General features: G+C 64.1%; 16 protein-coding genes and 1 pseudogene. 14 read left to right on the top strand and 3 right to left on the bottom strand.

Translation table 11 applies throughout. From position 1 onward, the window contains the following. Positions 1 to 242: 242 nt before the first annotated feature. Positions 243 to 665 carry a DoxX family protein gene (locus ACP7AS_RS06335; protein ID WP_426028007.1) on the top strand — a complete coding sequence of 141 codons (423 nt, stop codon included), beginning with the start codon at positions 243 to 245 and terminating at the stop codon, positions 663 to 665. Here ACP7AS_RS06335 and ACP7AS_RS06340 read toward each other — a convergent pair. After that, entirely contained in the window at positions 662 to 832 is a 171-nt protein-coding gene (locus ACP7AS_RS06340) for a DUF2256 domain-containing protein (RefSeq protein WP_426028008.1), read from the bottom strand. The two genes, ACP7AS_RS06335 and ACP7AS_RS06340, sit on opposite strands and share 4 nt — an antisense overlap. 49 nt (positions 833 to 881) lie before the next feature. On the opposite strand from ACP7AS_RS06340, the gene ACP7AS_RS06345 reads away from it, so the two are divergent. The 12 genes and pseudogenes from ACP7AS_RS06345 (at position 882) to ACP7AS_RS06400 (ending at position 10,706) form a co-directional block, all read left to right on the top strand. Further along, positions 882 to 1,367, top strand: a complete 486-nt coding sequence (locus ACP7AS_RS06345; RefSeq protein ID WP_426028009.1) for a MerR family transcriptional regulator — start codon at positions 882 to 884, stop codon at positions 1,365 to 1,367. Positions 1,368 to 1,369: 2 nt separating this feature from the next. Further along, positions 1,370 to 3,154: an acyl-CoA dehydrogenase C-terminal domain-containing protein gene (locus ACP7AS_RS06350; protein WP_426028010.1), complete on the top strand. Its 1,785-nt coding sequence runs from the start codon at positions 1,370 to 1,372 to the stop codon at positions 3,152 to 3,154. Positions 3,155 to 3,320: 166 nt separating this feature from the next. Further along, the gene (locus ACP7AS_RS06355) at positions 3,321 to 4,484 is read left to right on the top strand and encodes an acyl-CoA dehydrogenase family protein (protein WP_426028011.1); all 1,164 of its coding nucleotides are present in this window, start codon (positions 3,321 to 3,323) and stop codon (positions 4,482 to 4,484) included. Positions 4,485 to 4,547: 63 nt separating this feature from the next. Continuing rightward, positions 4,548 to 4,832 carry a GIY-YIG nuclease family protein gene (locus ACP7AS_RS06360; RefSeq protein ID WP_426028012.1) on the top strand — a complete coding sequence of 95 codons (285 nt, stop codon included), beginning with the start codon at positions 4,548 to 4,550 and terminating at the stop codon, positions 4,830 to 4,832. Between the two features lie 73 nt (positions 4,833 to 4,905). After that, complete coding sequence (locus tag ACP7AS_RS06365) at positions 4,906 to 5,625, top strand: 16S rRNA (uracil(1498)-N(3))-methyltransferase (protein ID WP_426028013.1); 720 nt, start codon at positions 4,906 to 4,908, stop codon at positions 5,623 to 5,625. A gap of 31 nt (positions 5,626 to 5,656) precedes the next feature. Next, positions 5,657 to 6,115, top strand: a complete 459-nt coding sequence (locus ACP7AS_RS06370; protein ID WP_426028014.1) for an ion channel — start codon at positions 5,657 to 5,659, stop codon at positions 6,113 to 6,115. A gap of 68 nt (positions 6,116 to 6,183) precedes the next feature. Further along, positions 6,184 to 7,545 carry a glutamate--cysteine ligase gene (locus ACP7AS_RS06375; RefSeq protein WP_426028015.1) on the top strand — a complete coding sequence of 454 codons (1,362 nt, stop codon included), beginning with the start codon at positions 6,184 to 6,186 and terminating at the stop codon, positions 7,543 to 7,545. 59 nt (positions 7,546 to 7,604) lie between these two features. Then, positions 7,605 to 8,171 carry a hypothetical protein gene (locus tag ACP7AS_RS06380; protein WP_426028016.1) on the top strand — a complete coding sequence of 189 codons (567 nt, stop codon included), beginning with the start codon at positions 7,605 to 7,607 and terminating at the stop codon, positions 8,169 to 8,171. Between the two features lie 6 nt (positions 8,172 to 8,177). Beyond that, complete coding sequence (locus ACP7AS_RS06385; protein WP_426028017.1) at positions 8,178 to 8,471, top strand: type II toxin-antitoxin system ParD family antitoxin; 294 nt, start codon at positions 8,178 to 8,180, stop codon at positions 8,469 to 8,471. Then, on the top strand, positions 8,468 to 8,791 hold the full coding sequence (locus ACP7AS_RS06390; RefSeq protein WP_426028018.1) for a type II toxin-antitoxin system RelE/ParE family toxin: 324 nt from the start codon (positions 8,468 to 8,470) through the stop codon (positions 8,789 to 8,791). Before ACP7AS_RS06385 ends, ACP7AS_RS06390 begins: the two co-directional genes overlap by 4 nt. Further along, a pseudogene (locus ACP7AS_RS06395) lies at positions 8,788 to 8,916 on the top strand (DUF72 domain-containing protein); the annotation flags it as partial. The gene ACP7AS_RS06390 and the pseudogene ACP7AS_RS06395, both read left to right, overlap by 4 nt. Positions 8,917 to 8,972: 56 nt before the next feature. Next, positions 8,973 to 10,706 (top strand): recombinase family protein, encoded by a 1,734-nt coding sequence (locus ACP7AS_RS06400; RefSeq protein ID WP_426028019.1) that lies wholly within the window; start codon positions 8,973 to 8,975, stop codon positions 10,704 to 10,706. A gap of 434 nt (positions 10,707 to 11,140) precedes the next feature. Here ACP7AS_RS06400 and ACP7AS_RS06405 read toward each other — a convergent pair whose 3' ends face one another. Together ACP7AS_RS06405 and ACP7AS_RS06410 are read right to left on the bottom strand one after the other, a co-directional pair. Beyond that, positions 11,141 to 11,914, bottom strand: a complete 774-nt coding sequence (locus tag ACP7AS_RS06405) for a 3'-5' exonuclease (RefSeq protein WP_426028020.1) — start codon at positions 11,912 to 11,914, stop codon at positions 11,141 to 11,143. Between the two features lie 62 nt (positions 11,915 to 11,976). Further along, positions 11,977 to 12,438: a hypothetical protein gene (locus tag ACP7AS_RS06410; RefSeq protein ID WP_426028021.1), complete on the bottom strand. Its 462-nt coding sequence runs from the start codon at positions 12,436 to 12,438 to the stop codon at positions 11,977 to 11,979. Positions 12,439 to 12,608: 170 nt separating this feature from the next. On the opposite strand from ACP7AS_RS06410, the gene ACP7AS_RS06415 reads away from it, so the two are divergent. Beyond that, entirely contained in the window at positions 12,609 to 12,863 is a 255-nt protein-coding gene (locus ACP7AS_RS06415) for a hypothetical protein (protein ID WP_426028022.1), read from the top strand. The last annotated feature ends 7 nt before the right edge of the window (positions 12,864 to 12,870 follow it).

Genomic DNA, 12,870 nt, shown 5'->3' on the forward strand with positions numbered 1-12,870 from the left:
AAACCCGGCGTCGCATGCGTCCCGCCGTATGGGCGATCCGTTTCCGGCCCGACCTTAACTCCACCGCAACCACGCTCGCATTACAGAGAATTATGCATACGGCCACGCTTCGGCCCCGTAGCTCTCGCAGAAGGCGGTCACGGATGGTTACGCTCTCGCTTCGCTCTCTTGCGGAACGGCTCATGCGATCCGACATCGCCACTGTTGCCAATCAAAAGAGCGCCCTCCCCGGCGTCAGAAAAATGACGATCCAGACCCTTACACCCGCCCGTTCACGACTTAACGCCAGCTACCGCAACCTGACGCTCTGGACGCTCCAGGGCTGGATCGCGATGTTCTTCGTCGCCGCCGGCTACGCCAAGCTCAGCGAGCCGATGTCCAACCTGATTGACCTGATGCGCTGGCCTGCGCTGGTCGTGCCGAACCTGGTGCGCGGCCTCGGCCTGGCCGAGATCATCCTGGCCCTGCTGGTTCTGGCCCCGCTGGTCTCGTGGAAACATGGACGCCCGCTGCTGGTCATGGCGACGAGCGGTCTGCTGGCGCTGGAGACGGTGATGCTGGCTCTCCACGCCGTCGGCATGGACGCCGGGCCGGCGATCACCAATCTGGTCCTGATCGCCATGACCGTGCCCGTGCTCTGGTTCCGGGCCCGCGAGGTTCGCTAGGCCTTCGGTCCGGCGGCCCGGCACCGGTCCGAGCAGACTTTCACGCTCTCCCAGTCGCGCGCCCATTTGCGGCGCCATGAGAACGGCCGGCCGCAGACGACGCAGGTCTTCTGCGGCAGATCGCGTTTGTCGGGAGCCGAGCCGAGATTGACGTGTTTGCGGGCCATGCCGACCTAAAGGCTTCCCTTTACGTCCACGTCAAGTTATGACGGACACATGGCGACCGCCGACGATCATCGCACCTATTCGATCCGCCAGTTGTGCCGCGAGTTCGGCGCGACGGCGCGGGCCCTGCGATTCTATGAGGACAAGGGGCTGCTGACGCCCGCCCGCAAGGGTCAGACGCGCGTCTACGACGCCCGCGACCGGGCCCGGCTGAAGCTGATCCTGCGCGGCCGGCGCATCGGTTTCAGCCTGCTGGAAATCCAGGAGATGCTGGATCTCTACGACCACGACGATCACAACGCCCATCAGATGGCCGTCGCCCTGCGCCGTCATCGCGCCCAGATCGCGGCGCTGAAACAGCAGCGCGAAGACCTCGACGCCGCCATCGAGACCGCCGAGGAAGCCTGCGCCGTCATGGAGCGCAAGCTCGGCGAGCACCGGCCCGACCTGCTGCCGGGTGCCGAAGAATATGCCAGCCTGCTCAAGGCCCGGCTGAACCCCGATCCCCACCACCAGCCCTTCAAAGCGAGAGCCTGATCATGGCCTACAAGGCGCCTGTCCGCGACCTGACGTTCATTCTGGACGAGGTGCTGGAAATCGACCGCTATTCGAACCAGCCCGGCTTCGCCGACGTCTCGTCCGATCTGGTTGCCCAGATCCTCGAGGAAGGTGCCAAATTCGCCGAGGAGGTCATCGCCCCCCTGAACCGCATCGGCGATCAGGAAGGCTGCAAATGGGTCGACGGCAAGGTCACCGGCCCGACCGGCTGGAAGGAAGCCTACCAGGCCATGGTCGCCGCCGGCTGGCCCGCGCTCTCGGCCCTGCCCGAGCACGGCGGTCAGGGCATGCCGTCGGTCGTAGCCATGGCCTTCGGCCAGATGACCGCCGCCGCCAGCGCCGCCTTCTCGATGTATCCGGGCCTGACGGCCGGGGCCTACTGGGGGCTGAACGCCAACGGCTCGGACGAGCAGAAGGCCATGTACCTGCCCAAGATGGCCTCGGGCGAATGGGGCGGCACCATGAACCTGACCGAGCCGCAGTGCGGCACGGACCTGGGCCTGATCCGCACCAAGGCGGTCCCGAACGGCGACGGCAGTTTCAACATCACCGGCCAGAAGATCTGGATCTCGTCGGGCGAGCACGATTTCACCGACAACATCATCCATCTGGTGCTGGCCCGCATCGAGGGCGCGCCGGAGGGGATCAAGGGCATCAGCCTGTTCGTCGTGCCCAAGGTCTTCGTCAATGAGGACGGCTCGCTGGGCGAGCGCAACGTCGGTGCCGCCTGTGCCGGCCTCGAGCACAAGATGGGCATCCACGGCAACGCCACCTGCGTCATGGCCTATGAGGACGCGAAGGGCTGGCTGGTCGGGACCGAGAACAAGGGCATGGCCGCCATGTTCGTGATGATGAACGAGGCCCGCCTCGGCACCGGCCTGCAGGGCTTGTCGATCGGCACCGCCGCCTATCAGGCCGCCGCCGAGTTCGCCAAGGACCGCCTGCAGGGGCGCAGCCTGACGGGACCGAAGAACCCCGAACTGGCCGCCGACCCGATCCTGGTCCACCCCGATGTCCGCCGCATGCTGCTGGAGGCCAAGGCCTTCGTCGAAGGCGGCCAGGCCTTCACCCTGTGGACCGCGCTCCAGGCCGATCTGCAACACTCGAACGACGCGGCCGAGGCGCAGAAGGCCCATGACTATATGGGTCTGATCACCCCGGTGCTGAAAGCCTATCTGACCGACAAGGGCTTCCACGTCGCCTCGCTGGCCATGCAGGTGCACGGCGGCAGCGGCTACACCGAACATTTCGCGGCGTCCCAGTATCTGCGCGATGCCCGGATCACCATGATCTACGAGGGTGCCAACGGCATCCAGGCGCTGGACCTTGTAGGCCGAAAATTGCCGGCCAACGGCGGCCGGGCCATCATGAGCTGGTTCGCGGACATCGACGCCTTCGTCTCCGAGAACGGCGGCGAGACGCCCATCAAGCCCTATGTCGACGGCCTGACCGACGCCAAGAAGAAGCTGCAGGAGGCCACCATGTGGCTGATGCAGAACGGCATGCAGAACCCGGACAATGCCGGCGCGGCCTCGACCGACTATCTGCACATCTTCGGTTTGACGGCCCTGGCCTATATGTGGGCCCAGATGGCCAAGGCGGCGCAGGCCAATGTCGAAGAGGGGTCAACCGACCCCTTCTACGCCAACAAGCTGATGACCGGCCGCTATTTCGTCGAGCGCATCCTGCCGGATACGGGGGCCCATCTGATCAAGATGAAGACGGGCGCCGAGGTGCTGATGCAGATGCCGGCCGAGGCGTTCTGACGACGGACTGACTTCTCCCTCCCCCTCCGGGGGAGGGTCGTCGGCGAAGCCGACGGGGTGGGGAGGGCTCGGCAATCCAGCCGCGCCCTCGTCGCCCAGCCCCTCCCACCCGGCCGCTTCGCGGCCACCCTCCCTCGGAGAGGGAGGGAGAAGCTGAGCGTATGCCATGAACGTCCTCAACGTCCCCGAGCCCGCCTTCATGCAGGAAGAGGAGATCACCCTCTTCTCTGACAGTGTCGGCAAATGGATCGACGAGCATGCCGCGCCCGAGGCGGTGCAGTCCTGGCTGGCCAACTCATCCGTGCCGCGCAAGCTCTGGAACGACGCAGGCGACGCGGGCCTGCTGGGCCTGTCCATGCCCGAGGAAGACGGCGGCATGGGCGGCGACTATCGCCATGAAGTCGTGCTGATGCGCCAGTTGGGCTGGAAGGGCGCGGACCATTTCGGCATCTCGCTGCACAATGCGATCGTCATGCCCTACATCTGGCACTACGGCACCGCAGAGCAGAAGGCGCGCTGGCTGCCGCGGCTGCAGTCGGGCGAACTGGTCGGGGCCATCGCCATGACCGAGCCCGGTGCGGGCAGCGACCTTCAGGGGATCAAGACCACCGCCGTCAAGACCGGCAACCAGTATGTGGTGAACGGGTCCAAGACCTTCATCACCAACGGCCAGCTGGCCAATTTCATCATCGTCGTGGCCAAGACCGACCCGTCCGAGGGTGCCAAGGGCACCAGCCTGATCATCGTCGAGACGGACGGGGCAGAGGGCTTCGAGCGCGGGAGGAACCTGCACAAGATCGGCATGGAGGGGAATGACACCTCCGAGCTGTTCTTCAACGATGTGAAGGTCCCGGGCGAGAACATCATCGGCGGCGGCGAGGGTCAGGGCTTCATCCAGCTGATGCAGCAACTGCCCCAGGAACGGCTCAACATCGCCGTCCAGGGCGTGGCCGCGGCCGAGCGCGGGCTCCAGGAGACTCTCGCCTACGTCAAGGAGCGCAAGGCCTTCGGCAAGCGGGTCATCGACTTCCAGAACACCCAGTTCAAACTGGCCGAGGTCAAGACCAAGCTGACGGTGGCCAAGGTCTTCGTCGACCACTGCATGGGCCTGCTGCTCAAGGGCGAGCTCGACGCCGTCACGGCCTCCATGGCCAAATACTGGGTCACCGACATCCAGGGCGAGGTCATCGACGAGATGCTGCAGCTGCACGGCGGCTATGGCTATATGAACGAATATCCGATCGCCCAGCTGTACAAGGACGCCCGCGTCCAGCGCATCTACGGCGGGACGAACGAGATCATGAAGCTGCTGATCGCGCGGACCTTGTAGGATCGATTTTCATCCCGCTCATCCCCGCGAAAGCGGGGACCCAGTCCTTTCGCGAGACAGGCTGTGGCGTTTTACACCTACATCGTTGCGAGCAGACGGAACGGCACGCTCTACACGGGGTCGACGGATTCGCTGATTGTCCGGACGGCCCAGCATCGGGACAAGGTGTTCAGGGGATTCACCGCCAGATACGGTTGCGCGACGCTAGTCTGGTACGAATGGCATGAGACGCGCCACGCCGCCTTCGTCCGGGCGCGCCAGATCAAGAAATGGAACCGGGTCTGGAAGCTGGAACTGATCGAAAAGACAAATCCGGGCTGGCGTGATCTGTTCGACGATCTGTTCTGAATCGGTTGCAGCCGCCAAGGTGCGCGACGAAAGAACTGGGTCCCCGCTTTCGCGGGGATGAGCGGAGATCAGTGTGGTCAGACTGTTTGTAGCGGGTGACTTGTCCCCGGACGCCGCCGTCCTGCCGACGCTCGACCAGTCGCGTTATCTGACCCAGGTCATGCGGCTGAAGATCGGCGACGAGCTGCTGGTCTTCAACGGCCGCGACGGTGAGTGGCGCTGCACCCTGACCGAAGTCCTGAAGAAGGGCGTCGTTCTGCGCGCGGACGAACAGGTGCGGCCCCAGTCCTGCGGCCCCGACGTCGAACTGCTGATCAGCGTGGTCAAGAAGAGCGCCCTGGAGTTCGCGGTCGAAAAGGCGGTCGAACTGGGCGTACGGCGCATCCGGCTGGTCGTCACCCACCGCACCCAGACCTCGCATGTGCGCATGGACCGGCTGGACGCCATCGCCATCGAGGCCGCCGAACAGACCGGGCGGGTGGATCTGCCGATGATCGACGAGCCGGTGAAGCTGACGGACCTGCTGGACGGCTGGGACGGGCAGCGACGGCTGATGTTCTGCGACGAGACGGGGGGTGCGGCGGCCGGCCCCGCCCTGCACGCGGCGGGCGAAGGCCCCTGGGCCGTGCTGATCGGTCCGGAGGGCGGTTTCTCGCCGGAGGAGCGTGACCGCCTGCGGGCGATGCCGTTGACCGCCGCCGTCTCGCTGGGGCCGAGAATCCTGCGCGCCGACACGGCCGCCGTCGCCGCCCTGACGCTGTGGCAGGCGGCTGTGGGCGACTGGGACCGCTAGCCGGGCCGACGGCTTGGGTGCAGGATATGGCATGTTCAACGAATTGGCCCTGTCCACGATTCTGGCCCTGACCGCCGTCAGCCTGCACGGCTTCGGCCTGCTCAGCCTCGGGCGGGTCCTGGAAATCTACGAAATCCGGGCGGGCCGGTCCTATGTCGAGGGACCGCTGTGGCGACACGCCCTGCTGACCATCGCCGTGGTCCTGGGGCTGTTCGTCATCCATGGCGTGGAGATCTGGATGTACGCCGCCGTGTACCGGCTGATCGGCGCGGTGCCGGACCTGCGCGAGGCCGTCTATTTCTCCAGCATCAGCTATGGCTCCATCGGCTATAGCGACGAACTGATGGCACCGAAGTGGCGATTGCTGGGGGCCATGGAGGGCGTGGCAGGGGCCATTTTGCTTGGCTGGTCGGTCGCCTTCTTCGTCAGCGTGATGACACCGCTCACGTTCCGGCGGAAACACGGCACGGTCCATCGCGACAACTCTTGAGCATCGCGCCGTTTCGCCCCATCTAGCCGCCACGACAGCCTTCGGGCTTCTGGGGCTGAAAGATCCACATGGCCGACGCTGAACCGCTTTCCCGGGAAGACCTGATCGGCGCCATGTCGAAGGGGGCCAAGCCAAAGGCGCAATGGCGCATCGGTGCCGAGCACGAGAAATTCGGCTTCGACCGCACCACCCTGCGCCGCCCGGCCTATGAGGGCGAAGGCGGCATCCTGGCGATGCTGACCGGCCTGCAGCGGTTCGGCTGGTCTCCGGTCGAGGAGGCGGGCCACGTCATCGCCCTTGAGCGCAAGAACACCGACGGCATGACCGCCTCCATCAGTCTGGAGCCCGGCGGCCAGTTCGAACTCTCGGGCGCGCCCCTGAAGGATGTGCACGAAATCTGCGACGAGACCGGCCGCCATCTGATGGAGGTCAAACAGGTCGCCGACCAGATGAACCTGGGCTTCATCGGGGCCGGTTTCGACCCGCTGTGGCGGCGCGAGGACGTGCCCGTCATGCCCAAGGGCCGATATGCCATCATGCGCGCCTACATGCCTAAGAAGGGCGGACTGGGTCTCGATATGATGCTGCGCACCTGCACCATCCAGTCGAACCTGGACTTCGACTCCGAGGCCGACATGGTGGCCAAATTCCGCACCTCCCTGGCGTTGCAGCCGATCGCCACCGCCCTGTTCGCCTGTTCGCCCTTCATCGAGGGCAAGCCCAGCGGCTTCCTGTCGGCGCGGGCCAATGTCTGGACCGACACCGACCCCGACCGCACCGGCATGCTCGATTTCGTCTTCCGCGACGGCTTCGGCTTCGAGCGCTACGCCGACTATGCGCTGGATGTGCCGATGTATTTCGCCAAGCGCGGCGAGACCTATGTCGACCTGTCGGGTCAGTCGTTCCGCGGCTTCATGACTGACGGCCTGCCCGCCCTGCCCGGCGAACGCGCCACGCTGAAGGACTGGAACGACCATCTGACCACGCTTTTCCCCGAGGTGCGGCTGAAGTCCTATCTCGAGATGCGCGGTGCCGACGGCGGTCCGTGGAGCCGGATCTGCGCCCTCCAGGCCCTGTGGGCGGGCATCCTGTATGACGGGGGAGCCCTGGCAGCGGCCTGGGACCTGGTCAAGGACTGGGACATCGCCGACCACGAACGCCTGCGCCGCGACGTCACCCGGCTGGGCCTCAAGGCCAAGGTCGCGGGCCGTTCGGTGCGCGACATCGCCGTCGACATGGTGGCGATCGCCAAACAGGGACTGAAGAGCCGCGCCCGATTCAGCGGCGGCATGGTCGACGAGCGCGGCTATCTGTCAGAGCTGGAAGACATCGCTGACAGCGGGATCACCCCCGCCGACCGGCTGCTGGAGCTGTATCACGGCGAGTGGCAGGGCGATGTCAGCCGGATGTACCGGGACTTCGCCTACTGAGGCCTTGATCGCCGGCCTCACCGGGGACAGGCTTGGCAGCAACAGGCGGGAGGCGGGTCATGAACGGTTTGGGCTTTGTCGCGGTTCTGACCGCATTAGGGATGGCCGGATGCCAGGAGCCCGCCGCGGTCGCCGCGCCTGAAGCCCCGCAGGCGGCACCCCGACCGCCCGCGCGTCCTGGCTTCGCCTTCGACCGGGCCGCCGGTCTGCAGATGCGTCCCTGCGATGAGGAGACGCCGCGCTGCATCATCCTGTTCGATCCGGCCGCTGAAGAATTTATGCGGGACCTCCTGAGCGTCCAGGCCTACGCCGGCCCGCTTGAGACCGTCGCGGCGGCGGAGGCGGGCTTCGTGCGCAACGCCGAGGGCCGGCTGATCACCACCTACGGCCGGTTCGAGCCCGTCGCGGTCGAGCCGTTAGAGGTGAACGGCCACGCCGGCCTGCGCGCCGTGGTCACCTGCGGCATCAGCGACCCGGAAACCGGCTTCCACGCCGCCGCCGGCGAATGCCTCTGGGCCGTCGTCAGCGACGGCGCTCAGTCTGTGGTGATCTCGTCCAGCGGCTTCGGCAACGGCCTTGAGGCGGGCGAGCTGGCCGTGGGCTCGATCCGGTTCACGACGGATTGACAAGGTTTGCCAAAGAACGGACGTTTTGCGTCGAAGGAGCCCCCCATGGCCACGATGAACATTTCCCTGCCGGACCAGATGAAGGCGTGGGTCGAGGCGCAGTCTGCGGACGGGCGCTATGCCAACTCCAGCGACTATGTCCGCGACCTGATCCGCCGCGAACAGATCAAGGCTGAGAAGATCGCGCACATGCAGCGCCTCGTTGACGAGGCCCGGGCAAGCGGCCTGAGCAACCGCACCATGGAAGACATCCGCGCGGACGCGAAGGCCCGGATCGCGGCACGAGACGCCGCCGCATGAGCGTCTATCGGCTGACGCAATGCGCCGACGATGACATTCTGGCAGCCTATCTCCAAGGGTATGAACTGTTCGGGGAACGGCAGGCGGATCGCTATCATGACGACCTACATGCGCTGTTTCAGAAGCTTGCGGACAATCCCGGCATGACCCGCGTCAGGTCTGAGATAACCCCTGCCATCCGGGCGTTCTCGTTCAAGGCCCATGTCGTGATCTATGAAGACACGCCCGACGGCGTGGTGATCCTGAGCGTACGGCACGGCCATGAAGATTGGCAGAATGACCCGCTTGGCTCAAAAAGCAGAACGGACGGCGACCAATGACCCATCCCATTCGCGTCGGCATCGGCGGCTGGACCTATGAGCCGTGGCGCGGGGTCTTCTATCCGGACAAGCTGAGCCAGAAGAAGGAGCTGGAGTTCGCCTCCCGCGCCCTGACCAGCATCGAGCAGGGCGTGGCAGTTACCTAACTTGTGCTAAGCTAGCTCAAGCAGAAGGGACAAGCATGCCTAACGCATTGGGCTATCTACGATTTTCAACGCCCAAACAGGAACGCGGTGATTCATTAGAGCGCCAGCAAACTGACATCCGCGCCTACTGTGACCGGAAAGGTTGGCCAGTTGTCGAGTGGATCAGCGACAAGGGGCGTTCCGCCTACAAGGGCGATCATCTGCTCGGTGGGAATCTCGGGAAGCTGACGAAGCGGATCGAGGCCGGGGAGTTCGCCCCCGGCACTGTTCTCGTCGTTGAAAAGCTTGACCGTCTTTCGAGGCAGGGGCACCGGCTTGCTCGACGGTGGCTTGAGAAAGTCATTGAGTGCGGGATGGTTGTCGCCGTTTCCACGCACGACAAACAATACGACGACGCCTCGCTCGATAGTATGCTCGATGCCATCGAAGTTTGGATGGCTGCCAAACTGGCAATGGACGAGAGTGCCGAAAAGGGACGGCGGGTTGGTGCAGCTTGGCACCGAAAATTGACCGAGAAAGCCGAGCGGGGCGAGGTAATGACCGCTCGTTGTCCCGGGTGGCTAACGCCGGTCGAAATCGGTCAAGGCGACCAAGGTACGAGTTTCAGGATCGTCACGGAACGAGCTGCCGTTATCCGGAGCGTTTACGAATGGACTGCCGCCGGCGATGGGATTGCCCGGATTGCGAAACGGCTGGCCGGAACAGCAAAGCCGTGGGGCGATACGGGCGGCAACGGCTTCACGCCAACCCACATCATGCGGTGGATTGACGGGCCTCAGCCTGAAGGCGACATGATTCCGTACTTCGCCAACCGGAAGAAAGAGAACGGCAAACGGGTAGTGGGCTATTACCCCCGCATCGTCGATGCGGACCTTGTGTCACGCGCTCGCGCTGGCCGGATGGGTCGTCGAAAGACCGGCGGCCGCCGTTACATCAACGCCTACGGCAATCTGTTTATGGGCGTCATGCGGTGCAGTCGGTGCAGCGGGGTCGTGACCATGCAGCGTGGTCCTAGCAGCGCGAAAAACAAACATGCAGGGCCGGGATACCTTCACTGCGCGAACGCCAGTCTCGGGCGGGGATGCGACAGCGGGGTGATGTACCGCTATCTCGATTTCGAGAAGGCTGCGCTCGCCGAAATCCTGCACCTAGCCCTGGACGACAGCTTCTTCCAGAAGCCCGGTGAAACACTGGCAGCGAACATCGCACTGGCGGAAGCCCGCAAGGCAGTAGAGGTGGTGCGCGAGCGCCTGGATAACATTACGACAACAATGTCGCTGGTGAAGGACCCGGCACCGCTGATTGAGAAATACGACCGTCTCGTCGATGAGCTGACCCTCGCACAAGCCGGGGTCGTTGACGCCGACGAAGCCCTGATCCTAGCGAAGGGGCAGATAGGTCCGAATGGCCATCTTCAACGCGTCCTGAGTGTGAAGGACGCAATGAGCAGCGATGATTTCGACACGTGCTTGGATGCTCGCCAAAAAGTCCACGAAGCGATCAAGGGCGTTGTGGAAATGGTCGTGTGCGACCCGGAAGATCACTTTGGCGCAGAGGAGAACGCCAACCGACCTCAGAAGACCTTGACCATGATACTTGTAGGCGGTGCCCTCAGCTTCAAGTTCAGCAATCGGGGTGAACTTCTCGGTCGAGCAGGAGTGATGAGCCAACTCAAGTCCGGCGTTCCCGGAATGAGAGAAGGTGTGCTGAGCGTAGCCACTCGAGCCGCTGGCAATCTCGATGCGTTGATTGCCCGGTCCGAAAACTAGTTCGTTGCGCCCTACGGACCCTCAGAATGCCCCTCAACAATGCGCAGGGCTACACGCTGCCCCCAGACTGTTTTGGCCCTGTGCGGGGCTCGCTGACGGCTTCGAGATTTCGCCACAGATGGCAAAGATAGGCCAGACCTAGCGCCTCCGGCTCCCAGCCATGGGTTTCTGCCAAGACGGCCAGGAGGGGATATCGCTTCAATACCCGATGCCGCACGTCGATCACCGCAACTAAGTGCCGGGTCAGCTCCAGTCGCGCTCGGCAAAGGGATACGACGTTCGGGGCCACTTCCGGCAACACGCCTTCGTCCTCTCCGTCATACAGGAGGGCATTGACCCAAAGTTCAACTCGGACGCGGCCATTCCTGCTGTTTCGGATTTCGGCCCGCACTTCGCTGAAGGCCAGATCCCACGCCGTGCTGCTGAACCCTAAACTAATTCGAGGCGCTCCCAGCTGCATCGTCCGGCAACGAGGAAGGCCTCGCAAAAGGAGCGAGGTGGGGTCTGTCCGATGACCGGGCGTCTATGAAATCGGAAAGGCTTCGCTCGCTTTGCTCGAACGCCTCTGCGGTCAGCGCACCCCGCATCAACTCGTATCGCAGCCAGACGCGATAGGTGTTCACCACATCGGTTTCGCAGTAGTCGGCGACTTCCTGAATGCGCCCCGTGGCCACGTACTCGGCCACCTTGGAGCCATCGACGCCGTCGGGTTTTCCGGGCAGGCCGAGGATGCGCGCCAGCTCATCCAGCTTGCATTTGCCCTGGGTGGTGAAGCTGGCCAGCACGTCGCACAGGTCCACTGCGTCGTCGGAGTACCGCTTGAAATAGCCGCGCGCATACAAGCCCGGCGCCGACAACTGGTTGACCATCGCCCGGTAGCGCAGCACCGGCAGGTCAAAGCCGCTTCCGTTGAACGACACGAGGCATGGCCGCAGGTCGTTCAGGCGGTCAGCGAAACTGGCGATGAGGTCGGCTTCACTGCGGTCGCCTATGTGCGGCGCACCGAGCGAGCGGACGATCCAGCCATTGTCGCTGCTCTCCGCGATCAAGGCACCAATGCAGGCGATCCGGTGCAGGGGAAGTTTGCAGAACTTGGTGCCGACGATCTCTTGAGCCTGATCTTCGTCGTGCGGCTCGATCGCGTGGATGCGCGAAACGGCTTCCAGATCGGGAATGGTCTTAAGATCGAAAACGACGACGTGGGCCATGATGTCTTCCTGCCGGAAAAAGGGTGATGGGCGGCATTGCCGCCCATCTATTCTGGCACAGGTTAGCCCGCCTTCTTCGCCTTCGCGGCCTTCATCGTCGCGGCGCGCGCCTGCGCAGCGGCGGCCACGGCGGCATCAAACTCACCGGCCAGAACTGCCTGATCCAGCGTGTCGATGATGGGGCCGATAGCGGCCAGGCCCTCGGCTTCGACGGAGGTCATGCCCTTGGCCAGTTCCAGGGGCCGGCCGCCGTAGCGGAGCTGGAAGTAGACCTTGCCGCCGTCGCCCGTGAACCAGCCCTTGCGGACGGTGCGCGGGACTTCCACGCGCGTCCGGTTTCCGGCCTCGTCCGTCTTGGTGACCGTGCGGACGACCGCATAGGGTTTGCCTGCGATGGTCGCTTCGACCAGCGCTCGCTGTTCAGCGAGATAACCGCGCAGCTTTTCGCGATCGCGTTCCTGCGGGCTGGCCGGCTGGGATTGCGGCTTTGCGGCAGACAGTTTCAGGGATTTCAGAAGGGACATGAACACCTCGTTGTGGTTGTCGATGTCGCCGCTCTAATGCCGTCGTCCAAATATGCGACCACAGACTGACCCGAAAATAATTCGAGCGTCACAACCATAGTTTTAGGGGATGAAAGTTGGTTTGGCCGGGCTGAATTTCGGCAAGTCTACACTGCTCAAATCGACCACAGATGTTTTTGGTCGTGCCAAACGCCAGCCCGATCAATAATCGGACTTTCACAAAGGGTGGGCAGATGGCGCTTTTTCGAGTTTCCGGTGAGAGTTTCGAGCGGGTGGCCGAGACCACGTTCGCGCCCGAGCGTTCGTCCTTCCCCTTGGGCAAACGCGGCGGCGTCAAACACCTTATCTTTGCGGTCGCGGCTGTGAAGACCGCGGGGACGGTGCGGCAACGCCTGGCCGACTATGCCGCGGGGATTGCAGCATGAGCGGCTT

It is taken from the genome of Brevundimonas sp. TWP2-3-4b2 (assembly GCF_049897345.1).
Lineage (GTDB): Bacteria > Pseudomonadota > Alphaproteobacteria > Caulobacterales > Caulobacteraceae > Brevundimonas.